23 protein-coding genes are annotated in these 25,804 nt (G+C 63.9%); 15 read left to right on the forward strand and 8 right to left on the reverse strand.

The features are described from left to right. Positions 1–29 precede the first annotated feature (29 nt). From CI15_RS28840 to CI15_RS28895, 11 genes are all read left to right on the forward strand, one after another. Positions 30–917: an ABC transporter substrate-binding protein gene (locus CI15_RS28840; protein WP_241495996.1), complete on the forward strand. Its 888-nt coding sequence runs from the start codon at positions 30–32 to the stop codon at positions 915–917. A 45-nt stretch (positions 918–962) separates the two neighbouring features. Then, positions 963–1,964 (forward strand): MsnO8 family LLM class oxidoreductase, encoded by a 1,002-nt coding sequence (locus tag CI15_RS28845; RefSeq protein ID WP_062134970.1) that lies wholly within the window; start codon positions 963–965, stop codon positions 1,962–1,964. Positions 1,965–2,002: 38 nt separating this feature from the next. Beyond that, positions 2,003–3,352 (forward strand): LLM class flavin-dependent oxidoreductase, encoded by a 1,350-nt coding sequence (locus CI15_RS28850; protein ID WP_062134972.1) that lies wholly within the window; start codon positions 2,003–2,005, stop codon positions 3,350–3,352. 19 nt (positions 3,353–3,371) lie between these two features. After that, positions 3,372–5,174 carry an amino acid ABC transporter permease/ATP-binding protein gene (locus CI15_RS38130; RefSeq protein ID WP_075643797.1) on the forward strand — a complete coding sequence of 601 codons (1,803 nt, stop codon included), beginning with the start codon at positions 3,372–3,374 and terminating at the stop codon, positions 5,172–5,174. A 20-nt stretch (positions 5,175–5,194) separates the two neighbouring features. Continuing rightward, positions 5,195–6,148 carry an ABC transporter substrate-binding protein gene (locus CI15_RS28865; protein WP_062134975.1) on the forward strand — a complete coding sequence of 318 codons (954 nt, stop codon included), beginning with the start codon at positions 5,195–5,197 and terminating at the stop codon, positions 6,146–6,148. 185 nt (positions 6,149–6,333) lie between these two features. Further along, complete coding sequence (locus CI15_RS28870; RefSeq protein WP_062134978.1) at positions 6,334–7,221, forward strand: TauD/TfdA dioxygenase family protein; 888 nt, start codon at positions 6,334–6,336, stop codon at positions 7,219–7,221. 58 nt (positions 7,222–7,279) lie between these two features. Continuing rightward, positions 7,280–8,335, forward strand: a complete 1,056-nt coding sequence (locus CI15_RS28875) for an ABC transporter substrate-binding protein (RefSeq protein WP_062134981.1) — start codon at positions 7,280–7,282, stop codon at positions 8,333–8,335. A gap of 34 nt (positions 8,336–8,369) precedes the next feature. Beyond that, positions 8,370–9,200 (forward strand): ABC transporter ATP-binding protein, encoded by an 831-nt coding sequence (locus tag CI15_RS28880; protein WP_062134985.1) that lies wholly within the window; start codon positions 8,370–8,372, stop codon positions 9,198–9,200. After that, the gene (locus CI15_RS28885) at positions 9,197–10,075 is read left to right on the forward strand and encodes an ABC transporter permease (RefSeq protein WP_062134988.1); all 879 of its coding nucleotides are present in this window, start codon (positions 9,197–9,199) and stop codon (positions 10,073–10,075) included. The genes CI15_RS28880 and CI15_RS28885 overlap by 4 nt, the downstream gene beginning before the upstream one ends. A gap of 133 nt (positions 10,076–10,208) precedes the next feature. Next, positions 10,209–11,615, forward strand: a complete 1,407-nt coding sequence (locus CI15_RS28890; protein WP_062134991.1) for a selenium-binding protein SBP56-related protein — start codon at positions 10,209–10,211, stop codon at positions 11,613–11,615. Then, on the forward strand, positions 11,612–12,295 hold the full coding sequence (locus CI15_RS28895; RefSeq protein ID WP_062134994.1) for a hypothetical protein: 684 nt from the start codon (positions 11,612–11,614) through the stop codon (positions 12,293–12,295). The genes CI15_RS28890 and CI15_RS28895 overlap by 4 nt, the downstream gene beginning before the upstream one ends. A gap of 39 nt (positions 12,296–12,334) precedes the next feature. Here the strand turns inward: CI15_RS28895 and CI15_RS28900 are convergent, their stop codons facing one another. Then, on the reverse strand, positions 12,335–12,835 hold the full coding sequence (locus CI15_RS28900) for a MarR family winged helix-turn-helix transcriptional regulator (RefSeq protein WP_062134997.1): 501 nt from the start codon (positions 12,833–12,835) through the stop codon (positions 12,335–12,337). 184 nt (positions 12,836–13,019) lie between these two features. Here CI15_RS28900 and CI15_RS28905 point away from each other — a divergent pair, with 184 nt between their 5' ends. Both CI15_RS28905 and CI15_RS28910 read left to right on the forward strand, forming a co-directional pair. Continuing rightward, positions 13,020–14,105 carry an aromatic ring-hydroxylating oxygenase subunit alpha gene (locus CI15_RS28905; RefSeq protein WP_062134999.1) on the forward strand — a complete coding sequence of 362 codons (1,086 nt, stop codon included), beginning with the start codon at positions 13,020–13,022 and terminating at the stop codon, positions 14,103–14,105. Next, positions 14,102–15,067 carry a PDR/VanB family oxidoreductase gene (locus tag CI15_RS28910; RefSeq protein ID WP_062135002.1) on the forward strand — a complete coding sequence of 322 codons (966 nt, stop codon included), beginning with the start codon at positions 14,102–14,104 and terminating at the stop codon, positions 15,065–15,067. Before CI15_RS28905 ends, CI15_RS28910 begins: the two co-directional genes overlap by 4 nt. A gap of 38 nt (positions 15,068–15,105) precedes the next feature. On the opposite strand, the gene CI15_RS28915 is transcribed toward CI15_RS28910, so the two are convergent. The 3 genes from CI15_RS28915 to CI15_RS28925 form a co-directional block, all read right to left on the reverse strand. Then, positions 15,106–17,562 (reverse strand): penicillin acylase family protein, encoded by a 2,457-nt coding sequence (locus CI15_RS28915; protein ID WP_062135005.1) that lies wholly within the window; start codon positions 17,560–17,562, stop codon positions 15,106–15,108. Positions 17,563–17,763: 201 nt separating this feature from the next. Continuing rightward, on the reverse strand, positions 17,764–18,168 hold the full coding sequence (locus CI15_RS28920) for a hypothetical protein (RefSeq protein ID WP_062135008.1): 405 nt from the start codon (positions 18,166–18,168) through the stop codon (positions 17,764–17,766). A 173-nt stretch (positions 18,169–18,341) separates the two neighbouring features. Beyond that, positions 18,342–19,082 carry a 3-ketoacyl-ACP reductase gene (locus CI15_RS28925; protein ID WP_062135011.1) on the reverse strand — a complete coding sequence of 247 codons (741 nt, stop codon included), beginning with the start codon at positions 19,080–19,082 and terminating at the stop codon, positions 18,342–18,344. 378 nt (positions 19,083–19,460) lie between these two features. On the opposite strand from CI15_RS28925, the gene CI15_RS28930 reads away from it, so the two are divergent. Together CI15_RS28930 and CI15_RS35835 are read left to right on the forward strand one after the other, a co-directional pair. Continuing rightward, positions 19,461–21,158, forward strand: a complete 1,698-nt coding sequence (locus CI15_RS28930; RefSeq protein WP_062135015.1) for a Na/Pi cotransporter family protein — start codon at positions 19,461–19,463, stop codon at positions 21,156–21,158. Between the two features lie 333 nt (positions 21,159–21,491). Then, the gene (locus CI15_RS35835) at positions 21,492–21,764 is read left to right on the forward strand and encodes a hypothetical protein (protein ID WP_075643809.1); all 273 of its coding nucleotides are present in this window, start codon (positions 21,492–21,494) and stop codon (positions 21,762–21,764) included. 274 nt (positions 21,765–22,038) lie between these two features. Here the strand turns inward: CI15_RS35835 and CI15_RS28940 are convergent, their stop codons facing one another. From CI15_RS28940 to CI15_RS28955, 4 genes are all read right to left on the reverse strand, one after another. Further along, positions 22,039–22,440, reverse strand: coding sequence for a DUF3597 domain-containing protein (locus CI15_RS28940; RefSeq protein ID WP_062135021.1), 402 nt, complete (start codon positions 22,438–22,440; stop codon positions 22,039–22,041). Between the two features lie 114 nt (positions 22,441–22,554). After that, a complete protein-coding gene (locus tag CI15_RS28945) occupies positions 22,555–23,427 on the reverse strand; it encodes an isocitrate lyase/PEP mutase family protein (RefSeq protein ID WP_062135023.1) in 873 nt (290 codons plus the stop codon). Positions 23,428–23,477: 50 nt separating this feature from the next. Then, positions 23,478–24,884, reverse strand: a complete 1,407-nt coding sequence (locus tag CI15_RS28950) for an MFS transporter (protein WP_062135026.1) — start codon at positions 24,882–24,884, stop codon at positions 23,478–23,480. A 94-nt stretch (positions 24,885–24,978) separates the two neighbouring features. Further along, entirely contained in the window at positions 24,979–25,653 is a 675-nt protein-coding gene (locus tag CI15_RS28955; RefSeq protein ID WP_062135029.1) for a GntR family transcriptional regulator, read from the reverse strand. Between the last annotated feature and the right edge of the window lie 151 nt (positions 25,654–25,804).

Consider the following 25,804-nt stretch of genomic DNA (forward strand, 5'->3'; position numbering starts at 1 on the left):
TGCAATTGTCGTCGCTCGTACTGGCGGCCATGGTGTACGTCAGCGGCACCGCGCTCGCCGCAACGGGCTTCGATCTGAGTCCCGATCAACACGGGCGCGTGCGCGCCGAACCGGATACGGCCGCGACGAAGGCGGTGCCCGCGAACTTTCCGTTCGTCGCCAAAGACGCGCTGACCGTCGGCATCGTGGTCGCGCATCCGCCGATCAGCACCTATGCAACCGATGCGAAAACCGTGATCGGCTTCGACCCTGATCTCGCGCAACTCGTCGCGGACAGCCTCGGCCGCAAGCTCAATGTCGTGATCCTCGCGTGGCCGGACTGGCCGCTCGCGCTCGCGTCCGGCAAGGTCGACGCGGTGATTTCGAACGTGACCGTGACGGAAGAGCGCAAGGCCAAGTTCGACTTTTCGACCTATCGGCGCGACGAGGTCGGTTTCTTCGTCAAAACCGACAGCCCGATCAAATCGATCAAGGAACCTAAGGACGTCGCGGGCCTGCGCGTGATTACCGACGCGGGCACCAATCAGGAAAAGATCCTGCTCGAATGGGACAAGGAAAACGTCGCGCACGGACTGAAGCCGATCGAGGTGCAGTACTACGACGACGATGCGGTCAAGTCGGTCGCGCTGCAATCGGGGCGCGCCGACGCGATCTTCAGCGTCAACGCGGCGCTGCTTTACGACGCGGCCACGCATGGCAAGACACGCCAGGTGGGCACGGTCAGCGGCGGCTGGCCGCGCACCGCCGAAGTCGCGGTGACGACGCGCCGGGGCAGCGGCCTCGCCGCGCCGGTGACGATCGCGCTGAACGATCTGATCGGCAAAGGCCAGTATCACGCGGTGCTCGAGCGCTGGAATCTCGGCTCCGAAGCGATCGACAAGGCCGCGACCAATCCGCCGGGGTTGCCGAAAACCTGATCGAGTCAACGCGCTGTCTATCTTTCATCGTCGAACCGCCATCCCATGACCTTTTCGCTTTCGTTGCTGGATAAAAGCCCGATCGCCGCGGGCGCGAGCGCGGCCGAGGCACTGCGCTTCACGGTGTCGCTTGCGAAGCGCGCCGAAGCGCTCGGCTTCAAACGCTTCTGGATCGCCGAGTATCACGGCGCCCCCGGCCTCGCGAGTTCGGCGCCGGAGATCGTGGTCGCGCATGTGCTTGCGCATACGTCGCGGATTCGCGTCGGCTCGGGCGGGGTGATGTTGCAGCACTACAGCCCGTTCAAGGTCGCCGAGTCGTTCAGGCTGCTCGCGGCGCTCGCGCCTGGGCGCGTCGATCTCGGCATCGGCAAGGCGCCTGGCGGTTTGCCGCAGACCACGCGCGCGCTGCAATGGCTGCATGACAAGGCCAACCAACCCGGCTTCGACACACAGCTCGCGCAGCTCGACGCGTTTCTCGGCGCGGGCGTCGAAGACGACCATCCTCTCGCGGGCGCGCTCGCGTTTCCGGTTCCACCCGCGTTGCCTGAGCGCATTCTGCTGGGCGGCAGTCCGGATAGCGCGACACTCGCCGCGCGGCAGGGCTGGCAGTTCTGTTACGCCGGCCACTTCAATGGCGACGAGGCGAACATCGAACGCACGGTGCGCACGTATCGCGAGTTGAGCGGGCGGGCGCCGCTGCTCGCGCTATATGCGGTCGCCGCGGCGACGCGCGATGAAGCGGAGCAGCTCACCGGGCCCCTGCGCATCTTCAGGCTGCAACTGTCCACCGGCCAAAGCCTGAATCTCGCGACGGCCGAAGCCGCCGAAGAATACGCGCGCCAGGCGGGCGCGAGCGGCTACACGATCGAAGAGCGCCATCCGCACGTCGTCAAGGGCACGGCCGAAGACGTGCGCGACCAGCTCGACGCGTTGAGCCGACGCTACGGCATCGGCGAATTCGTCATCGATTCGCCGCTGCAACACTATCCGGCGCGCCTGCGCTCGGTCGAGCTGCTCGGCAGCACGATCGAGCCGGCCTACGCCTGATCTCCGTCACGAACACTCACCGATTAGCGGACTATCCGATGAGCCATCGCAAACTCAATTTCGGCATCATGCTGCAAGGTGCCGGCAGTCATATGAATTCGTGGAAGCACCCGGCCGGTCCCGCCGATGCGAGCGTGAACCTCAGCTTCTTCGTCGATACGGTGCGCAAGGCCGAGGCACACGGCATCGCGTTCGCGTTCGTCGCCGATGGGCTGTACATCAACGAGAAATCGATTCCGCACTTCCTGAACCGCTTCGAACCGATCTCGATCCTCTCGGCACTCGCGACGGCCACGTCGAAGATCGGGCTCGCGGGCACCGTGTCGACGTCGTATAGCGATCCGTTTACCGTCGCGCGCCAGTTCGCCTCGCTCGATCTGATCAGCGGCGGTCGCGCCGGCTGGAATGTCGTCACGACGCCGCTCGAGGGGACCGCGAAGAACTACGGCGGCTCGCATCCCGAGCATGCGCTGCGCTACGAAATCGCCGACGAGTATCTCAGCGTCGCGCAAGGCCTGTGGGATAGCTGGGACGACGACGCGTTCGTGCGCGATCGCGAACGCGGGGTGTTCTTCGAGCGCGACAGGCTGCATACGCTGAATCACGACGGCAAGTTCTTCCAGGTGGCCGGGCCGCTCAATATCCAGCGCTCCGCGCAGGGGCAGCCGGTGATTTTCCAGGCGGGTTCATCCGATGCCGGCATCGCGCTCGCGGGAAAATACGCGGACGCGGTGTTCACGCATTCGGTATCGATCGAAGAGACGCGCAGCTTCGCGCAGCGCGTGAAAGACAGTGCAGAAGAGCATGGCCGAAGCCGCGACGACGTGAAGATCTTCCCGGGCATCAGCCCGATCGTCGGCGCGACGCCCGAAGAAGCGGAAGCGAAATACCGCGCGATTCGCGAGCTTTTGACCATCGACGAAGCGCTCGCCTATCTCGGCCGCTATTTCGATCACCACGACTTTACGCAGTATCCGCTCGACGAACCGTTCCCCGAGCTAGGGGAGATTGGCCGCAACAGTTTCCGCTCCACCACCGACCGCATCAAGGCGGAAGCGCGCAGGAAGGGCTCGACGCTGCGTGAGGTCGCACTCGAAGTTGCGACGCCGCGCACGCATTTTCTCGGCACGCCCGCGCAGATCGCGGACGAGCTGATCCGCTGGCTCGACGCCGGCGCGGCCGACGGTTTCATCCTCGGCTTCGCGGTGCAGGCGCAGGGGCTCGACGATTTCGTGCGCTACGTCGTGCCCGAACTCGAGCGGCGTGGGCGCTACGAGCGCACGCTGACCGGCGCGACACTGCGCGATCATCTCGGCTTGCCGCGCAAGGCGAGCCGCCATGCAGCGGCGGAATCGACCGAGACGGCCGCAGTGGCCGACGCGGCCTGAGCGCGCGGAGCAGACATCCATGAACGACACCGCTGAACTCGCCAATCCGCCACTCGCCGTCGCGCATGCCGACGCGTTGCGCGAGCGCGCCGACTATCGCATCGTGCCCGCGAAGAATCGCGCGCGCATGGCCGGCACCCTCGCGGCCGTGGTGCTGATCGGCATCGTGCTCGAATCGGTCTTGGGCAATCCGCGCTGGGGCTGGAATGTCTTCGCCGAATGGTTCCTGTCCGAGCCGGTGCTGTCCGGGCTCGGCCGCACGCTGCTGTTGACCGCGCTCGGCGCGGTGTTCGGCTTCGCGCTCGGCATCCCGATCGCGCTCGCACGGGTGTCGCGCTCGCCGTTGCTCGCGGGCTGCGCGTGGGCATTCGTGTGGCTGTTCCGCTCGATTCCGCTGATTGTTCTGCTGCTGATCCTGAACAATCTCGGCTATCTGTACGAGACGGTGCACCTCGGCGTGCCGTTCACGAGCATCGTCGTGCTCGACGTGCCGACCACCGAGCTGATCAGCCCGTTCCTCGCCGCGGTGCTCGGGCTGACGCTCAATCACGCGGCGTTTTCGGCCGAAGTGATTCGCGGCGGGATTCAGTCGGTCGATCACGGTCAGCTCGAAGCAGCCGCCGCGCTCGGCTTGCCGCGCGAGCGCCAGGCCTGGCGCATCGTGCTGCCGCAGGCGATGCGCGCGATTCTGCCCACCGCGTTCAACGATCTGATCGCGCTCGCGAAGGGCTCGTCGATGGTCTATGTGCTCGCGATGCCGGAGCTGTTCTACACGGTGCAGATCATCTATCGGCGCAATCTCGAGGTGATTCCACTGCTGATGGTCGCGACGGTCTGGTATCTGATCATTCTGACCGTGCTGTCGGCGATCCAGGTCTATGTGGAGCGGCATTTCTCGCGCGGCGTCAAACGCGCGGCGGCGCCGTCCGCTCTGGGTGCGCTGCTGGAAAGTGTGGGCATTCTGCGCAGCGGCGCCGATCGGCGCGTCGATGCGCGAACCGACGCTACCGGGAGTCCGCGAGCAGGCGCCTCCGCCGCTCAGCGCTGGGCCGATCAACGCGACGGGGCGCGCATCGTGATTCAGCAGGTATCGAAGAGCTTCGGCACGCTGAAGGTGCTCGACAACGTCTCGCTGACGATGCGCCCGGGCAGCGTCACCGTGATTCTCGGCCAGTCGGGCTCCGGCAAATCGACGTTGCTGCGCACGATCAACCATCTGGAGCGCGTCGACGCGGGTCTGATCGATATCGACGGTGAGCTGATCGGTTATCGACGCGACGGCGAGACGCTCTACGAGCTCAAGGAGAAAGAGATCCTGCGCCGCCGCGTCGAGGTCGGCATGGTGTTTCAGAGCTTCAATCTGTTCCCGCATCTGACCGTGCTGGAAAATATCGTCGAGGCACCGGTCGCGTTGGGACGTCTGTCGCGCGCGGAAGCGGAGAGTCTCGCGCTGAGCCTGCTTGCGCGTGTCGGTCTCGAAGCGAAGGCGCATGCGTGGCCGCGTCAGTTGTCGGGCGGCCAGCAGCAGCGCGTGGCGATTGCGCGCGCACTGGCGCTGAAGCCGAAGGTGCTGCTGTTCGACGAGCCGACCTCGGCGCTCGATCCCGAACTCGTCAACGAAGTGCTCGACGTGATCAAGGCGCTCGCGCGTTCCGGCACGACGATGGTGATCGTCACGCACGAAATCGGCTTTGCGCGCGAAGTGGCGGACACGATCGTGTTCATGGATCGCGGACGCGTGATCGAGTCGGGGCCGCCCGCGCAAGTATTGAACGAACCGCGCCACGCGCGCACGCGCGAGTTTCTGTCGCGCGTCCTGTGATTGCAGCCTGAACCAGACAGATGACCAACCGACGTCAATTCATTCTCACCAGCGCGGCGCTTGGGGCGCTGCTTTTACGCGACGCGCTCGCTGCGGCACAAGCAGCGCAAGCGCCCCACGGCGCGGTGGACCTGAGCCCGGAACAACCCGGCCGCCTTCGCGTGCCAAAGAATCCAGCCGCGATTGCGGCGATCGGCAACCACTACCGCTTCGCCAAAGACGGCAACTTCACGGTCGCGATTTCGCCGCACTTGCCGCCGACCGCGACCTATGCGACCGATGCGCGTACCGTCGTCGGTTCCGATGCCGACTACGCGCAACTGATCGCCGACTCGCTCGGGCTGAAGCTGAACCTCGTGCCGATCGCTTGGGCCGACTGGCCGCTCGGGCTCACCTCGGGCAAGTACGACGCGGTGATCTCGAACGTTGGCGTGACTGAGCAGCGCAAGGAGAAGTTCGACTTCACGACGTATCGTCAGGGGCTGCACGGTTTCTACGTGAAAGCCGCAAGCCCGATCAGGAAGATCGCGCAACCACGGGATATCGCGGGGCTGCGGCTCATTACCTCCTCGGGCACGAATCAGGAAAAGATCATCCTCGAATGGGACCGGCAGAACATCGCGAGCGGTTTGAAGGCCGTCGAGTTCCAGTACTTCGACGATGACGCCGCGAGCCGCATCGCCTTGCTATCGGGCCGCGCCGATGTCGTCTTCAATCCGAACGCGCCGCTTGCCTACGATGCGGCCACCACCGGCGCGATCCGCGAAGTGGGCACGCTCAATGCCGGCTGGCCGGCGCGCGCGGATGTGGCGATCGCCACGCGTAGGGGCGGCGGCCTGATGGATGCGTTGACCGTCGCGACGAACGGGCTGATCGCGGACGGCGTCTACCGGCGCTCGCTCGCGCACTGGGGCATCGAATCGGAAGCGTTGGCGCGCTCCGAAAGCAATCCGCCGGGTCTGCCGAAGTTCTGACCTGCCGATGGGCATCGGTAAGGCCAGGTCCCACGCCGCGCGACGTGTTCCAGCGTCGGGTTTATCACTCCAGCAGATAACCGTATCGGATTTGCTTCGTTGGCATCGCGCGCGCGGGCCGGTACATTCGTCGCACTGACCGCGCCGTTAGGCGCCCGCTGAATAGTTTCGACGAAGAGACGCCTGTGACGACTACCGCCGCTGCTTTTGCCCCCGCCGTTCAAGCTTTCGAGATCCGCGCGTTCGACGCGCCGCTCGGCGCCGAAGTGCTCGGCCTCGATCTCGGCCAGCCGCTCGGCGGCGACGATTTCGCGCGCATCCACCGCGCGCATCTGGACCACCACGTGCTCGTGTTTCGCGACCAGCGCATCACGCCGGACCAGCAGATCGCGTTCAGCCGCCGCTTCGGCCCGCTGCAGATTCACGTGCTGCATCAGTTTGGCTTGTCCGGGTATCCCGAGGTGCTGGTCGTCTCGAACATCGTCGAAAACGGCAAGCCGATCGGTCTCGGCGACGCCGGCCACTACTGGCACTCCGACCTGTCGTACAAGGAAAAGCCGAGCCTCGGCTCGTTGCTGCACGCCCAGGAACTGCCCGCCGAGGGCGGCGATACGTTGTTCGCAAACATGCATCTGGCGTGGGATACGTTGCCGGCACATCTGCGCAGCGCCGTGGAGGGACGCAGTGCGGAGCACACGTACCTGGCCAAATACGCGGAGCTGCAAAAGCGCAGCCCGTGGCGGCCGAATCTGTCGGCCGAGCAGATCGCGCAGGTGAAGCCGGTCGCGCATCCGATCGTGCGCACGCATCCGGAGACGGGGCGCAAGGCGCTGTTCGTCAGCGAGCACTTCACGACGCGCGTGATCGGTTTGCCGGAAGACGAGAGCCAAGCGTTGCTCGGCGAGCTGTTCGCGCACAGCGTGCGGCCCGAGCATCTGTACCGGCATCGATGGGCCGCGCACGACATGGTGTTCTGGGACAACCGCTCGTTGATGCATCTCGCCGCCGGCACGCCCGATCATCTGCGCCGCAAGCTGTATCGCACGACGATCGAGGGCGACGTGCCAGTCTGAGCGCGCCGTTTCCATCACAACCCGAACTACCCCACACCGCACGCTGACCGGAGTTGCAATGCTGAGCCGATTTTCCCCGACCGCCGCCGCACGGCCGTCGTTCGTCCGCCGTTTGACGGCGTTACTGCTGAGTCTGTCGATGGGCGCCGTGGGCGTCGGGCTCGCCACGACCGCGCATGCCGAGGGCGAGATCCGCGTGGCCGAGCAGTTCGGCATCGTGTATCTGCTGCTGAACGTGGCGCGCGATCAGCATTTCATCGAAAACGAAGGGCGCAAGCAGGGGCTCGACATCAAGGTCGATTGGGTCAAGCTCTCGGGCGGCGCCGCGGTCAACGATGCGTTGCTGTCGGGCGCGGTCGATATCGCCGGCGCGGGCGTCGGTCCGCTGCTGACGATCTGGGATCGCACGCACGGCAAGCAGAACGTGAAGGGCGTCGCCTCGCTCGGCAATCTGCCGTACTACCTCGTCAGCAACGATCCCGGCGTGAAGACGATCGCGGACTTCACGCAGAAGGACCGCATCGCGGTGCCGGCGGTCAACGTGTCGGTGCAATCGCGCGTGCTGCAATACGCGGCGGCGAAGCGCTGGGGCGACAAGGAATACGACCGGCTCGATAAGTACACGCAGGCATTGCCGCATCCGGACGCGGCCGCGGCGATCATCGCGGGCCACACTGAAATCACCGGGCATTTTGGCAATCCGCCGTTCCAGGAACAGGAACTGGCCGCCAATCCGAAGGCACATATCGTGCTCAATTCGTACGACGTGCTCGGCGGCCCGAGTTCGGCAACGGTTCTTTACGCGACCGAAAAATTCCGCCACGACAATCCGAAAACGTATCGCGCGTTCGTCGATGCGCTCGCCGACTCAGCGAAGTACATCAACGCGAATCCGCAGGGCGCGGCCGATATCTACATCCGCACCAATCAGTCGAAGATCGATCGCAACCTGCTCGTGAAGATCATCACGAACCCGCAGGTGCAGTTCAAGATCGTGCCGCAGAACACGTTCGGCCTCGCGCAGTTCATGTATCGCGTCGGTGCGATCAGGAACGAGCCGACCTCGTGGAAGGACTATTTCTTCGACGATCCGGCGACGGCGGCGGGGAGCTGAACATGACGCAAGCTGACTCACAGGGAGCGCTTTGATGGTGGCCAATCCCACGCTTCTGTTTCCCGATGACACCGCACAGCGCGCCGCCGCAACCAGCGGCAAGCTTCTCGCGGTCGAGAACGTGAACCTCGAATACCGCACGCGCGAGCGCATCGTGCGCGCGACTCACGACGTCAGCTTCGACGTCTACGGGGGCGACCGCTTCGTGCTGCTCGGCCCGTCCGGTTGCGGCAAGTCGACGCTGCTGAAAGCGGTGGCCGGCTTTATCGAGCCGAGCGCGGGCAGCATTTCGCTCGACGGCGAGCGCGTGCGCGGACCAGGCGCCGATCGCATCGTCGTGTTTCAGGAGTTCGATCAGTTGCCGCCGTGGAAGACGGTCGTGCAGAACGTCGCGTTTCCGTTGCGCGTCGCGAAGAAGCTCTCGAAAGCGCACGCTCATGAGCGCGCACTGCATTACCTCGACAAGGTGGGGCTCGCCGCGTTCGCGAATGCGTATCCGCACACGCTGTCGGGCGGCATGAAGCAGCGCGTCGCAATTGCGCGTGCGCTGGCGATGCAGCCGCGCGTGCTGCTGATGGATGAACCGTTCGCCGCGCTCGACGCGCTCACGCGCCGCAAGATGCAGGAAGAGTTGCTGCGACTGTGGGAAGAGGTGAATTTCACGCTGCTGTTCGTCACGCATTCGATCGAGGAAGCACTCGTGGTCGGCAACCGGATTCTGTTGTTGTCGCCGCATCCGGGCCGCGTGCGCGCGGAGCTCAACAGCCATCAGTATTCGCAGGATAGCTTCGGCCGCGCGGATTTTCAGCGTAGCGTCGCGCGGATTCATCACCTGCTGTTCGAACAGACGGAGGCCGTGCAATGAGTACTCCCGTCACCTTGCTGCCGCCGGTTCGCGAAGAATACGAACGCCCGCTCGAAGCGCCCGGCGAGCTCGCGAGCGAAGCGCCGTTACCAGCGGCCAAACGGATTTTCGCGTACGGCTGGCTGCGCAAGACGCTGATCGCATTCGTGCTGATCGTCGTGTGGGAAATCGCCGCGCGCCTGATCGACAACGATCTGCTGCTGCCGACGTTCGGCGCGACCTTCAGCGCATTCGTGCAAGGCGTGTGGTCGGGCGAGCTGCTCGCGAAGACGGCGGTATCGATGTCGGTGCTGCTGCGCGGCTATCTGCTCGGCGCCGCGTTTGCGTTCGTGCTGACTTCGCTCGCGGTTTCGACACGCGTGGGCCGCGACCTGCTGTCGATGCTGACCGCGATGTTCAACCCGCTGCCGTCCATCGCGTTGCTGCCGCTTGCGTTGCTGTGGTTCGGGCTCGGCACCGGCAGCCTGCTGTTCGTGCTCGTGCATGCGGTGCTGTGGCCGCTCGCGCTCAATACCTATTCGGGCTTTCAGTCGGTGCCCGCGACGCTGAAGATGACCGGACGCAATTACGGTCTGACGGGCCTGCGTCATGTGCTGTTGATCCTCGTGCCGGCAGCGTTGCCGTCGATCCTGGCCGGCTTGCGCGTGGGTTGGGCGTTTGCATGGCGCACGCTGATCGCCGCGGAACTCGTGTTCGGCGCGAGCTCGGGCAGCGGCGGGCTCGGCTGGTACATCTTCCAGAATCGCAACGAGCTGTATACGGACCGCGTGTTCGCGGGGCTCGCCGCCGTGATCGTGATCGGCCTGCTGGTCGAGCATCTCGTGTTCGACACGCTCGAACGCGTCACCGTGCGGCGCTGGGGCGTGCAGCAGTAAGCGGCAAATCTCCGGTTGCTTCCGTCGCTGTCGTGAGCTACAAATTTAAGGTTAGGCTTGGCTCAATTTTGGCGGGCCGGGCTTCAGTTCAGAACGGTTCAGAACTGTTCTAAACGACAAGGAGACTGCCGTCATGGGAATGCGCCCCGATCCTACCTTTCATGCATCGCCGAAACTCGCGATGGATGCTCCGGCGGAAGAATACGCGTACACGGTGCTGCTCAGTCCGGATTCCTCGCAGCCCGACGCGCTCGCCGTGATCGACGTGAAGCCCGGTTCGCCGACCTATAGCCAGGTGGTCCACACGGTGCCGGTGCCGAACAAGGGCGACGAATTCCATCACTTCGGCTGGAACGCGTGTTCGTCCGCGCTATCGCCGTTGACGGGCCATGCGTTTCTGGAGCGGCGCTATCTGATCATTCCGGGCATGCGGTCCTCGCGCATCTATATCGTCGATACGAAACCGCATCCGACCCAGGCGAAGATTCACAAGATCATCGAGCCGGAGGAAATCTTCCGCAAGACCGGCTATTCGCGTCCGCACACCGTGCATTGCGGACCGGAAGGCATTTACGTGAGCACGCTCGGCGGCGGGGGCAAGGACGGCACCGACGGGCCTCCCGGCATTTTCATCATGGACTGCCAGACCTTCGATGTGCTGGGCCGCTGGGAGATCGAACGCGGCGCGCAGGAAAAGCATTACGACTTCTGGTGGAATCTGCCGCGCGATTACATGGTGTCGACCGAATGGGCGCTGCCACCGCAATTCGAAAACGGCATCGTGCCGGAAGACCTGCTCGCGAATAAATACGGCCACCGTGTGCACTTCTGGGATCTACGCGCGCGACGCAACGTGCAGACGCTCGACCTCGGCGCGAATCATCAGATGGCGCTCGAAGTGCGGCCCGCGCACGATCCGAGCCGTGAGTACGGCTTTATCGGCGTCGTGGTCGATACGACCAATCTGGAAGGGTCGATCTGGACATGGTGGCGCGAAGGTGGTCACTTCCACATCGAAAAGACCGCGACGATTCCGCCGGAGCCGGCGCACGCCGATGAATTGCCGCCACTGCTGCAAGGTTTCGGCGCGGTGCCGCCGCTCGTCACCGACATCGATCTGTCGATCGACGATAAATTCCTCTACGTGTCCTGCTGGGGTACCGGCGAGATGCGCCAGTACGACGTGAGCGAACCGCGCAAGCCCAAGTTGACGGGCTCGGTGCGCATTGGCGGGATCGAACGGTGCACGCCGCATCCGAACGGCAAAGCTTTCGCCGGCGGTCCGCAGATGGTCGAGATCAGCCGCGACGGCAAACGCGTCTACTGGACCAACTCGCTCTATTCGACGTGGGACGATCAGTTCTACCCGGATGGCATGCCAGGCGTGCAAGTGATGGCGCACGCCGATCCGAACGGCGGCCTGAAGCTCGCCGAGGACTACTTCGTCGAGTTTCCCGCCGGCTATCGCGCGCACCAGATCCGCCTCGAAGGCGGCGACTGCTCGACCGACTCGTTCTGCTATCCGTCGGTGGGCGTTTGAGCAGCGCGGTGTCGCCGCAAGCGGCACTGTGGCTGGCCGTCGTCGTGAGCGGTGTATATCACGGGCTCAATCCCGCGATGGGGTGGCCGCTCGCGGTATCGAACGCGCTGATGCAGCGGCGCGCGCAAGCGCTGCTCGTCGCGCTGCTTTATCTCGCGGCGGGGCACGCGCTCGCCATACTGCTGATGATGCTGCCGTTCGCGACGCTCGCGAGCTTGCTGGCATGGCAGCGGCAGATGCAGATCGGCGCGAGCGTGCTTGTGATCGGCTTCGGTCTGGTGTTGCTGATACGCAGGCGTCATCCGCGCGTGCTGGCGCGGATTCCGCCGTCGCGGCTCGCGCTGTGGTCGTTTGCGGTGGCGCTCGCGCACGGGGCCGCGTTGATGCTGGTGCCGATCTATCTCGGCCTGTGCCGTGCCGACGACATGGACAGTGCCCATCGAGCCGCCCAATCCCTGATCGAAACCAGTCTGCGCATGGCGCTGTCGGTCTCGGTGGTGCATGCCGCCGCGATGACGATGGCCGGCGGCATGCTCGCGTGGCTCGTGTATCGCTACCTCGGGCTCAGGTTCGTATCGCGCAGCTGGTTCAATCTCGATGCGGTGTGGGCGTCGAGTCTGATCCTGGTGGGGGGCGTTGCGCTAGCGTTGAATGCGACGGCGGCGGGCGTTTCCGGGTGACGCCGAGGAGACCGGGCAAGCGCTCGGGATCACGCCGGGCTAATTCGAATTTGCCTCGTCGCTCGCACTGCGCAGCGGCGCGCGGCTTTGATCGTTATTCAGATGAACGAATTTTCTCAGCAGCCTGAGTAGATCGCGCGCATCTTCTTCTCCCATCCCGTCGAGCAGGCCGTGATTGAGCGCGTTGACGCCGGGGATCAATTCATCGAGCAACTGTTCTCCGGCCGGCGTCAGCAAGAGGCGACGCTGACGGCGCGGCAGAACTTCGCGCACGATCCAGCCTTTCGCTTCGAGTCGCACCGCGATGTCGGCGGTGGTCGAGGTGTCGAGGCCGACCCGCTGCGCAAGCGTAACCTGATCGAGTCCCGGCAATTCCTGCAGCATTCTGAGCACCGCATATTGCACGGGCGTCACCTCGCGTCCGACCAGATCATGAAACATGGACACGGAAATCTGATGCGCGCGTCGGATCAGATGGCCAGGGTGGTCGTAGAGATTGATGCTGATCGCAGGAGTGCTGGTATCGGTTGAAGTGGCCATATAAGTTCTGAAAGCCGCGCGCCTTTTCGCTGCGAGTGGAAATGGCGAAACGGCCTGCTTGTTACCTGATTGAAAGTTCGACTAGGGGAAAACCTTCATTTAATCATCAAATAGACATTGAGTACACTGAATGACATTCAGTGTACGGAATGAAGCACGCGAACCAACAAGGAGAGAGACTGGCATGTTTCCCAAGAATGCGTGGTACGTCGCATGTATGCCCGATGAAGTTGCGGATAAGCCACTCGGCCGGCAGATCTGCGGCGAGTCAATGGTTTTCTATCGCAACGCCGAGGGTGCCGTGGTGGCGCTCGAAGACTTCTGTCCGCATCGCGGCGCGCCGCTGTCGCTCGGTTTCGTGCGCGACGGTACGCTCGTGTGCGGCTATCACGGGCTCGAAATGGGTTGTCAGGGCAAGGCGACCGGCATGCCGGGGCAGCGCGTCGGCGGCTTTCCGTCGATTCGCAGCTATCCGGTGATCGAGCGCTATGGCTTCGTGTGGGTGTGGCCCGGCGATGCGGCGCAGGCCGATGCCGGCAAGCTCCACCATCTCGAGTGGGCCGAAAGTGCCGAATGGGCGTATGGCGGCGGCCTCTATCACATTCGCTGCGATTACCGGCTGATGATCGACAACCTGATGGACCTGACGCACGAAACCTATGTGCACGCGAACAGCATCGGGCAAAAGGAAATCGACGAAGCCGCACCGAAAACCGTAGCCGAAGGCGATACCGTGCGCACGAGCCGTTTCATGGAAAACGTCGCGGCGCCGCCGTTCTGGAAGATGGCCTTGCGCGGCAACGGTCTTGCCGACGACGTGCCCGTCGACCGCTGGCAGATCTGCCACTTCACGCCGCCGAGTCATGTGCTGATCGAGGTGGGCGTCGCCCATGCCGGGCATGGCGGCTATCACGCGCCGGCCGAGAAGAAGGCTTCGTCGATCGTGGTGGATTTCATCACGCCGGAAACCGAAACGTCGATCTGGTATTTCTGGGGCATGGCGCGCAATTTCCGTCCCGACGACGCCGAGCTGACGGCCAGCATCCGCGAAGGCCAGGGCAAGATCTTCAGCGAAGATCTGGAGATGCTCGAACGTCAGCAGCAGAACCTGTTGCGCTGGCCCGAGCGTAATCTGCTGAAGCTCAACATCGATGCGGGCGGCGTGATGTCGCGTCGGGTGATCGATCGGCTGGTCGCGCAGGAACGTGCGCAGACTGGCGCGCCCGAAGCTGAAGTGACGCGTGTCATCCCGGTGCGGACGGTCTCATGAATCGTCCCATGTTGAATGTGGTGGTCGCGCGCCGATGCGACGAAGCGCTCGATATCGCAAGCTTCGAGCTCGCGAGCGAAAACGCTGAACCGTTGCCCGCTTTCGATGCGGGTTCGCATGTCGACGTGCATTTGCCCAATGGGCTCGTGCGTCAGTACTCGTTGTGCAACGATCCGCGCGAAACGCATCGCTATCTGATTGCGGTGCTGCGCGACGAAACGGGACGGGGCGGATCGAAGGCGGTGCATGAACTGATCCGCGAAGGCGACCGCCTGCAGATCAGCGCGCCGCGCAATCATTTCGCGCTCGCTGACGATGCGGCACATCATCTGCTGCTCGCGGGCGGTATCGGCGTCACGCCGATCCTTTGCATGGCCGAGCGGCTTGCCGCGACGGGCGCGTCGTTCGAGATGCACTATTGCACGCGTTCGAAGGAACGCACGGCGTTTGTCGAACGTCTTGCGCAGGCGAGCTTTGCGCAGTCGGTCCAGCTTCATCACGATGACCATCCGGGCGGCTCGACGTTCGATATCGAGCAGGTGCTGAGCCGTGCGCCGGCCGGCACGCATCTCTATGTGTGCGGTCCGCGCGGCTTCATGGACTTCGTCCTCGAGACCGCGCGCGCAAAGGGCTGGCCGGATAGCAGGCTGCACTATGAGTTCTTCGGTGCGCCGGCGAATCAGAGCGCTGCGGGCGGCAGCTTCCAGGTGCGCGTCGCGAGCAGCGGCGCGACGATCGATGTGCCTGCGCAATGCACGGTCGTGCAGGCGCTGGCCGCACATGGCGTCGAGGTCATCACGTCGTGCGAGCAGGGCGTGTGCGGCACCTGTCTGACGCGGGTGCTGTCGGGCGAGCCGGATCATCTGGATTCGTATCTGACCGATGAGGAACGCGCGGCAAACGATCAGTTCCTGCCGTGCTGCTCGCGCGCCAAATCACCGCTGCTGGTGCTCGATCTGTGATCTTTTGCGGGCGACGGGCGTGCCGCCCGTCGCGCCGCTCATGGCGCTTTGCCATCGGAATCCGGCGAACTCACCGTTCGCACGCTCAACGCTGGATCGCGCGCAATCGATTCTTCGGAAAACGGCATGAGCATCCAGTGCCGGGCTGCGTAGTCGCGCGTGCCGTCGGCATAATGCGGCGACGCGGGATCGTCCGATTCGGATGGCGCCAGCAGCGTACGTGCGACCACGTGATCGCCAGAGAACGTCACGATCTGCAGGTACGTATCGCCCATTGGCTTGACGTTCATCGAATAGCCGCTCGCATCGAATGGATGCGCGGCACATGCCGCGGTGAAGTAGCCGCCCGCGTCACAGCCGCCGAAAAGCGGAATGCGCTCGTCGTTACGTTGGGCGTAGAGCGCCGCGCTGCGCGGCGCATCGATCGCGATACCGGCGCGTCGCATGGCCGCGAGCGCGTCGTGCAGCGCCGCGGCGAGCTTCGCCGGATCGGCGGCGATGCCCGAGGGCGTGGTCAAGGGCTGCGCGGGATCGAACGGCACCGCGTAGAGCTGCGCGGGCGGAATCGTCAGCAGACGTCGCCACAGTTCGTCCCATAAGGTCGCTCCCACTGCGTCAGCCGTGCCCGTGTCGTCCCATGCGGCGAGTACCCTGCACGCCGCGCGCTGTTCGTCGGCGTTCGGATCGGCGGGCAGCGCCGCGAGCGTTGCGCTGCTGCACAGACGGTCGAGCACCGGCTGCTTGAACAGCAGCGCCGACATCGAGCGGCTGTCGAGCGCCGCGCGGCCGAGCGCATCGGCGGAGACGCCATGCGGATCGCTCTGCAATTGCGCGGCAATCGCATGGCCGAGCCGTGTGCGCAACGACTGCGGCGTGTTGGTCGCACCGATGATCTTCGCGTACCCGGTCAGCGGCGCGGCGGGGTTGCTGAGCCAATAGCTGTCGTTGAAATTGCCGACATAGTCGCGCCGCAGCAGCGACGGCATCTGCGCGACCGGCAACGCTTGATGCTGCACCGCGCCGGGCTCGTCGCGCCAGTCGCAGTCGCTGCGCGAACCGTCGAGGATCGGCACGCCGGGCATCATCTGCGCGAGCGCCTTGCCGACCGGCGGCGTGCAACGCTGCGCGAGATCGTCGGGCACGGCCGGGGTCGCGCCGATATCGGCGTACCAGACGCGCGGATCGTCCCGGCCGATCGCGATCGTGTTGACCCACGGCATCGCCGCGTTGTTCTTCTGGATGCGGATGAAATCATCGAGCGAAGCCGCCTGACCCGCTTCGAGGAAGTTTTCGATCACCCGGAAGTTGTCGGTATTGATATCGCGCAGCGCGAACGCTTGCTGCGTATTCCACGCGAGCGCGGGCGACATCGCGCTGAGATTGACGAGCGCGCCGAAGCGCGAGCGGTACAGCGTGCGTGACACGTCGTGCAGCGAGCCGTCGGCGGCGCGCACGGCGATCTTCACGCGCGTCGGCGTCATGGTTTCGGTCTTGCCGTCGACCTGATACCGGGTCGGCTCGCCAGGCACGAGCGTCAGCTTGAAGAGGCCGAAGCGCTTCGAGGTGGACACGGTATGCGTCCACGCGATGTTGTCGTTGAAGCCGAGCATGATCACCGGCACGCCCAGAAGCGACATGCCGCTGACGTTCAGCTTGCCCGGAATCGTGAGTTGGGCCTGGTAGAAGCGATCGGGGCCGGTCCAGAACCAGTGCGGATTGCCCAGCAGCAACGCGCTGCCGGTGTGCGTCGCATCCGCGCCGAACGCGAGCGCGTTGCTGCCGATGCCCGCGTGGCCGCCGAACTCGGCGAGCGGCAACTCGGCGTAGGCGTCATCGGGCAGCGCGCTTTGCGGCGGCGTGGGTATAGCTTGCGGCGGTTGCGCGGTCGCGATCGCATGGATGAAGCGCGCCGCGCCACCGGCCAGACTCGCCGCGTACTGTCGGCGGTAGACGTCCGCGCTGCTGATCTTGCCGAGCCACGGCGCCGCGCGGCAGGCCGCGTGCGCGCCCGGAAAATCGCCATGCGCGAGATCGGCGACGTAGCGGTTATAGCCGGCGACGAAGCCGTCGATCAGCGCGCGCATGTCGTCGGTCTGGCTTTTCCGGTAACGCGCGATGGCCGCGTCGTCGACGATGAAGCGGAAGGAGAAATCCGAGTCGAGGTTGTTGGGCTGGCCGGACATCGTGGCCGACGTGTGTTGCGCGTCGGCGCCGAAGTAGCGCGAGCGTTCGCCGCGATAGGTGACGAAGCTTTCGGCCATCGTGCACAGATTGTCTTGTGCCTGCGCGTAGCCGTAGCCGTAGCCGAGGCTGCCCCAGTCGTCGGCTTTGACGTGTGGGATGCCGAGCGCGGTGCGGCGGATGTCGGCGCGATAGGGGCCGGGATGCGTGACGCTGTCGGTATCCGGGCTCGCGCAGCCCGGCAGCGCGGCGGCGATGGGCAGTGCGACCAGCAGGGCGGCGAGGCGACGGAGCAGGGAGACGTTCGAACGCATGGCTGTTATGGTTGGGCGGACGTTGAGCGGTGACTGGCGTGGCGCAATCGCGAGCTTAACGGGGAATTGATCGCGGGTCACGGTGGGGACGTGTCCGTGGATGCGGCCCGTCTGCCGGTCTATGCACTGGACATGGTCGACTCGGTGGCGTCGCCCGCGCCGGTCCCGAAACTGACCCTCATCGTGACCGCTTGCGCCTCGTCAGGCCGCGTTCCCGTTCCCGTTGCAGCCGCCGTTGGCGGTGCTGAAAAGCGTCTTCAGCTTGGCATTGACCGCGATCAACTCCTGCACCGGCGCTGCCGCGAGTTGCTGATCGAAGAGCGTGAGAACCTGGCCGAGCAACGCGTACGAGTCGTGATCGACGGCGCAGATGCCGGTTTCGAGTCCCGCCTGCCGGCAGCGCAAAATCACGTCCTCCGCGTCGCGAAACAGCTCGGGCACGGCCGCGCCGTAGCCGCGCTGATGCAGCAGCATCGCCATGTAAATGGCCTGCGCCATGCTGCCGACGTGATATTGATTGGCGACGCCGCTGCGTAATGCCTCGAGCGTCATGTGATAGTCGAGTGAGATTTCGCCTGCCTTGGCAGGCACGATTGGACGCGACATCGCCTTCGGGCGCGTACGTGGTGACTTCGCGTATGTATCGCTGGAAGGGCTCGCTTTTCTGGCCATAAGCTCACTGACTCGACCGGCTCGCGCCGGGTGGCGACACCATCACGGAACCTGAAAACGTCATAACGGAAAACGGCGGCGCCGCGTAGAACGCGGCGCCGTTCCCGTTAGCTCATATGCAGACCGCCGTTCAGCGAGAAATCCGCTCCGGTCGCAAAACCCGCCTCATCCGACGCGATCCATGCGACGATCGACGCGATCTCTTCCGGCGTACCGAGACGCCGTACCGGAATCGTCGCGACGATTTTCTCCAGCACTTCCGGACGGATCGCCTTGACCATGTCGGTGCCGATGTAGCCCGGCGACACGGTGTTGACCGTCACGTTCTTGGTGGCCACTTCCTGTGCGAGCGACATCGTAAAGCCGTGAATGCCGGCTTTGGCGGTGGAGTAGTTGGTTTGCCCGAACTGGCCCTTCTGGCCGTTGACCGACGAGATGTTGATGATGCGCCCGAAGCCCCGGTCGACCATGCCCTCGATGACCTGTTTGGTCACGTTGAACAGGCTCGTGAGATTGGTGTCGATCACCGTTTGCCAGTCTTCGTACGACATCTTGCGGAACATGCCGTCGCGCGTGATGCCCGCGTTGTTGACCAGCACGTCGACTTCGCCGACGTCTTTCCTGACCTTCTCGAATGCTTTTGCCGTGGATTCCCAATCCGCGACATTGCCTTCCGATGCGATGAAGTTATAGCCGAGCGCTTTCTGCTCATCCAGCCATCGGGCCTTGCGCGTCGAGTTCGGACCGCAACCCGCGATGACGGTGTAGTTTTCTTTATGCAGGCGCTGGCAGATGGCGGTTCCGATACCACCCATGCCGCCGGTTACGTAAGCAACGCGATTTGCCATAAGTCCTCCTTCTTGTTTACGGTGAGTTGGAGCCAGTTTGATTGGAGGATGGAGCTATTATTGGCAGCCGCCAACGGGCGGGACGATGGGCATTTTCACCTAGGGGTTAACTGCCGAATGGGTGGTGGAAGCGTTGCTTGACCGGGCAATGATTCATATTGCTTACGGGGTGAACGATTTGCGAACTCCGGGGCCGATCGGCACGACCCGCAGCGGCCCCAACCCTTGCCTGCACGCGCTCTTCCCCTTACTCTTAGCGTTGGCCTTAAGTACCTGCCCCGGACAGACACCGCGCCACAGACTGCCTGCACAGTCATCGATCCGGGGCGCGAAGCCGTTCATCGTTCCTGCGTCTATTCGTGATCAAAGGCACACAGGATGACTGATTATCTGGCAGACATCGACCCCGTCGGGTTGAACCTCCTCGGGATCTTCGGGCTGTTGATCGGCGGCCTCGCGCTGTTTCTGCTCGGCCTGGAGTTCTTGACCGGCGGCCTGAAGGCGATCGCGGGATCGCGACTGCAATCGCTGATCGGCGTGCTGACCGCGAACCGGTTTCGCGGCGTGCTGGCGGGCGCCGCCGTGACCGCGCTGCTCAACTCGTCGACCATCACGACGGTGCTGATGGTCGGCTTCGTGTCCGCCGGCCTCATGACGCTGACCCAGGCGGTGCCGATGATCATGGGCGCGAACATCGGCTCGACCGTCACCGCGCAGATCATCGCGTTCGACGTTTCGCGCCTGACGCCCTACATGCTGGCGATCGGTTTCGTGCTGCACGCGTTCGCCCCGCGCGCGTTGCTGCAGCAGATCGGCCGCGTGGTGCTGGGGCTCGGGCTGCTGTTCATGGGCATCCAGCTGATGGGCGAGTCCACGCATCCGCTGCGCACCTACCAGCCGTTCATCGACGCGATGCAGGACATGCGCAATCCGCTCTTCGGCGTCATCGTGGGGGCGGTCTTCACCGCAATCGTGCAAAGCTCGGCGGCGACACTCGCGGTCGTGATCGCGCTGAGCGGCCAGGGCTTGATGCCGCTCGAAGCCGCCATCACGCTGATTCTCGGCGCGAATGTCGGCACTTGCGGCACGGCCTTGCTCGCCTCGATCGGCAAGACCCCGGAAGCGGTGCAGGTCGGCGTCGTGCATCTGGTGTTCAATGCGCTCGGCGTCGTGATTGCGCTCTTCCTGATTCCGCAGATGGCGGAGTTCGTGCGCTGGGTCTCGCCGTCGCATCCGGAACTGGAAGGCCTCGCGCGCCTAGCGGCCGAGGCGCCGCGCCAGGTCGCCAATGTGCATACGCTGTTCAGCGTGGCGAACACGCTGCTGCTGATCTGGTTTACCGGCCCGATCGCGCGGTTCGCGCAACTGGTCGTGCCGAAGCGCGCGAAGGCCGCCAAAGCCGCGGGCGATCCGCAGTATCTCGACGAGTCGTCGCTGACTGTGCCGTCGCTTGGGCTGCAACGCGTGCGCATCGAGCTGACCCGGCTCGGCGCGCAGGTGCTCGATGTCGTGCAACGCGGCTCGCAGATGGTGTCGACCGGGACGATGGAAGAGATCAATCAGATGCTCGATCAGGACAAGGAAGCCGACCGGCTCGCTCTCGAGATTCTTCAATATCTCGGCCGGCTCTCGGAGGTCGAGCACTCGGCGGACGAAGGTCAGCAGATCGTCGGCTACACGCAGGTCACCAGTCATCTGGAGAGCATCAGCGGCATCGTCGGCACCACGTTGATGACGGTCGGGCAGCAGCGCATGACGCAGCAGATCGATTTGCTGCGGTTGCGCGATGCGGCGACCACGCAGTTTTCGGAAGCGGTGATCCGCAATCTCGAGCAGGCGATTCGCACGATCGAAGCGCCCGATCCGGAAGAAGTCGCGAAGGTCGTCGACGCGAAGGCCAGCATCGACAAGCTCGCCGCGACCGCGCGTCAAGTGGTGCTCGCGAAGCTTCAGCTGGCGGAAAAGACGGATGTGGTCACGTTCCGGCTCGCCATGGATCTGATCGAGCAGGGCCGGCAGATCGCGCAGTTTTCGCGAGCGATTGCGAAAAATGTGGCAGCGCTGCAAGGGATTTAATAGCGCGCCGGTCGAAGTCGACGGTCGATCGAGTCGCGCTGAATTGATCGCCAGCGCACGAACGTTCACGTTGCACGCGCGCTAGACTTTTCGCGTGTCATCCTCGTGACACGCTTTCACGGAGAGTGGGATTCGCCCGCCTTGGCTGCGCGGGCTTTTTTCCGCTTCGCGTGGGTTGTGGTATCAGTAGTGAAACGTGGCGGCCAGTCGATTGTGCGTTGACCCACGTTGGATTGAGCAATAAGCAACGCCTGGCACGAGTTAACACACGCCGCGCCCAGAATTTGATAGCCTGTGTTGCAGCAGAGCATAGAACTCAAGGAGGGCTTCACCATGATGAGGTGGCTTGCTAACTGGGCTTCACAACATGCTCCTACTCCCGAGAAACAGGCCGAGCGTGCGCTGAACAACTTGCGCATGGAACTGTTTCAGGCCGAGCAGCTCGTGCTCGACGCACAGCTGCGTGCCGACTACTATCGGGCTCGCCTGACCTTTCTCGAAGAAGTCACGAGAAAGGGAATCGAACAGGTATCGGACGAACGCAAAGGTCCGCAAGAGCCTTCCCAGCCACTGCGGCCGGGACTCAAGCTCACCGCGGCGCAATAGCCGCGCGTCTTCCATCGCAATGGGTTCGGTCACCCGCGTTCGATACGCGGGGTGACGGCGATCGTGCGGGTGAGTTCGCGTGTCATGCGCGTTCTTGCGAGTCGATTGCGCGAGCATTGATTGCCGCGTGGAAAGGCGGGGGCTGCCCGGGTTGGTGCTTCGACCGGGCAACCGGTCCGAGTGATGGGCTTCTACTGCGGGCTTCTACTGCGGGATTTTTACTGCGGGACCGCTAATGCGCGTCGCTGATTGCGAAACGCATGATTCGTGCTGCTTAGCTCGCCAGATCGGGCGGCAGCTTGCCGCCGTTCGCGGCGAGCGCCTGCATCACTTGCTTGTGCAGCCAGATGTTCATGCTCGCGGAATCGTTCGTGTCCCCGCTGTATTTCAATTCCTGCGCAAGCTGCTTGCGGTGTTCGAGACTGCTGTCGACGCCGAGCGCTTTCATCGTGTCGACGATCGACGTGCGCCAGTTCAGCGTCTGTCCGCTTTCGCTGACGAGTTGATCCATCACGGCGGCCACGTCGACGTCGGTCAGCGGTGCGGGCGCGGCGGGAGCGTCGGGTGCCGCGGCTTGTGCGGCGGCCGGGTCGGGGGTGGGCTCCGTCGCGGGGGGAGGTTGGTCCGGCTTCGCTTTGCCGAACAGCTTGTGCACGATGTCACCGAAAATACTCATTTCCGAAATCTCCGCGGTTGAATGACAAATGCGAGAGGGGGCGCTCGCAGGACACGCCCCCGTTATGCTACGCGACTACCGCGGCGAAAAACGTAATATTTTGTCAGGTCGTAGTCATTCGGCGTGCTCACGGTCGAACTGCCACACCGCGGGAAAGCCCATCAATTTGCACATCTCGCCGAAGGGGTACAGCGTGTTTTCCGTGTGCGTCGTGCCGCGCTGCGCCTTGATTTGACCATAGACGTCTTGCAGCGCTTTCGCGACCGCGAGAAAGCCCGAGGCCGGGTAAATCGCAATCGAAAATCCGAGCTTCTGCAAATCGGCGGGTGCGAGTTGCGGTGTGCGGCCACCCTCTACGATGTTCACGAGCAGCGGCGTATCGAACGTGCGTGCGATGGTCTCGAGTTCTTCGACGGTTTCCGGCGATTCGATGAACAACACATCGGCGCCCGCTTTCGCGAATGCTTCGCCGCGTCGCAACGCTTCGTCGAGTCCGAGCGACGTGCGCGCGTCGGTACGCGCAACGATCTGGAAGTTCGGATCTTCGCGCGTCTCGGCTGCGACCTTGATCTTCTTCACCATGTCGTCGAGCGCGATCACCTTGCGGCCCGGAGTGTGGCCGCATTTCTTCGGAAACTCCTGGTCCTCGAGCTGAATGCCCGCGGCGCCGGCGCGCTCGTAGCCGCGTACCGTGTGCGCGACGTTCAGCAGACCGCCGTAGCCGGTATCGCCGTCGCAGATCAACGGCGTGGTCGTCGCGCCGCAAAACGCGGTGACGCGATTCACCATGTCGGTATAGGTGGCAAGACCCGCATCGGGCAGGCCGAGGTAGGACGCGACGGTGCCGAAGCCCGTCATGTACAGGCAATCGAATTGCATCGAGTCGGCCATCTTCGCGGAGATCAGATCGAAGATGCCGGGCGCCGTGACGATTTCCGGTTGCGCGAGACGTGCCTTCAGTTGCTGACGTTTGTGCTGTGCGTTCATGGGTGTTTCCGTTTGATGACGATGAAGGTGTGTGTCGATTCGATGTCGGGTCAATGACGCGGTTCACGCGCGACCGATGCGCCGGCGAGCGCAGCGTCGATATCGACGGTCGGCGGCGGCGCGATGTCTTCGAGCGAGCGCTGATTCGTTTCGATGCCGAAGACCGCCAGAATCGCGGCCATCGCGACGAGCACGCCGACGATCACCGACAGCACGTCGCGCACCCCGCCCGTCGCATACATGACGACGACCAGTTGCGGCGCGAGAATGCCGGCGATGCGGCCCGCGCAGCCGGCAATGCCGTTCGCGCGCATGCGGTTCTCGGTGGCGAACAGCTCGGGGATATACGTGGCGATGCCGAGCGCGACCATCAGATACGTCAGCGTGAAAAGCAGGAAGCCGAGCACGGTGGCCATCTCGACACTGGTCGAGTGTCCGTATAGCCAGCCGACCCCGGCGGCGATCGCCGCAACCGCAATCAGGCCATTCTTGCGGCCGATCCGGTCCGCGACCAGCACGCCAACGAACGCGCCGGCGGGACCGCCGAGCGACATCAGCGTCGTATAACCGAGCGACGACGCCATGCCGAGGCCCTGCTTGATCAGGAAGGTCGGCACCCAGACGATGAAGCCGTAGATCACGACGTTCACGCCGATCTGCACGCAGATCGCCAGCAAGGTGCGGCGAATCTGCGGACCTTTGAACAATTCGAATAGCGTCGTGGAGCGCGGCACGGCGGAGGCGGAATCGAACGAAGGCGTGAACGGCGGCAGCGGCTGACCGTTGGCCGACTCGGCTTCGGCGGCGCGCAGAATCGCATCGGCTTCGGCGTAGCGTCCCTTCGATTCGAGCCAGCGCGGCGACTCCGGCATCTTCTTGCGGATCACCCACACGATCAGCGCGCCGACGCCGACGATCGCAAACATCGCGCGCCAACCGATCGACGGAATGATCAGATAGCCGATGAACGTCGAGAAGAACAGCGCGGAGTTCGTGATCAACGACAGATACGCCGACCACTTGCCGCGCACGGCCGGCGGAATGAACTCGCCGACCGACCCATAGCCGACGACGATCTCCGCGCCGAGTCCGAGGCCCATGAAGAAACGACAGACGATCAGCCACGTCATGTTCGGCGCGAGCGCGCCGGCGATCGACGCGAGACCGAAGATCGCGAGATTGAACTGATAGGTGAACTTGCGACCTTTCGCGTCGCCGAGCAAACCGGCCGTGAATGCGCCGAATAACATGCCGACGAAGGTCGACGACAGAAACGCCGCATTCAATTGCATCGTCGACCAGCCGCTCTTCGCGAGCGCACCGAGCACGCCGCCGGCGAGGTAGATATCGAACGAATCGAGAAACATGCCTCCGCCGATCAACCAGAGGATGCGCCGGTGAAAACCGGAGAGAGGAAGTCTGTCCAGTCTTGGACCAGCGTTCACGGTGCTCGGCATATCACGTCTCCTGCGTCGTTACGGGACGACTACTCGTGGGTTGCTTCGATGCGTTGTGCTGCGGTGTTCTGCGCGAATGGCCAATAGCGAATGACTACGCCGGAGGGTGCTCTCTTTGATAGCGGTCGAGTACCGCTTTCTCGGCGGCGAGGATATGACAACGGGTAATCGCCTCGGCCCAGGCGACGTTGCGATTCTCGAGCGCCTGGACGATTTCGAAGTGCTGGCGTGCGCTGCTCGCGCGGTGTTCGTCGTTGTAGGAATCGAACGTCCACTTGATCAGCGGCGTTTCCTTCATCGAGGTCAGCGAGCGATCGAGCCGCGCATTGCCCGCCGCGGCGGTGATGATCGAATGAAATTCACCGTTGGCGGCGAACCATGCTTCCGTCGTTTCGGGTGTGGACGCCTGACGCGTGATGGCCGACATCTGCTCGGCGAGTGCGCGCAGCCGTTCGATTTCGGTGGCACCGATATTCAACGCGGCACGCCCGGCGAGAAACGGTTCGATCAGAAGCCGTGCTTCGAAGATTTCGCGTGCGTCCTGCAGCGACCATGCTTTGACCCGCACGCCGTAGTTTGGCCGGATCTCGACCCAGCCCTCAGCGCCGAGACGGCGCAGCGCCTCGCGCACCGGCGTGCGACTGACACCGAGGCTTTTGGCGAGCTGTTCCTCGCGCAGATACTGGCCGGCGCCGAAGCGGTTCTCGGCCAGCGATTGCTTGATGGCGAGATAGACGTCGTCCGGCGATCGGGCCGATGAAGCCTGCATTGTATGCAAAACGTTCTCCTCAACCGCCAGACGAATGAAATTTAGCCAATTGACGTCTACATTGTATGCAAAGTAGAGAATGCCAGGCTCGGTGATTTCCCTGGGCGGTGGGGGAGATAGGGCGCGACAAAAAGAAAATGGCCTGAAGGGC

This window comes from Paraburkholderia monticola (assembly GCF_001580545.1).
Lineage (GTDB): Bacteria > Pseudomonadota > Gammaproteobacteria > Burkholderiales > Burkholderiaceae > Paraburkholderia > Paraburkholderia monticola.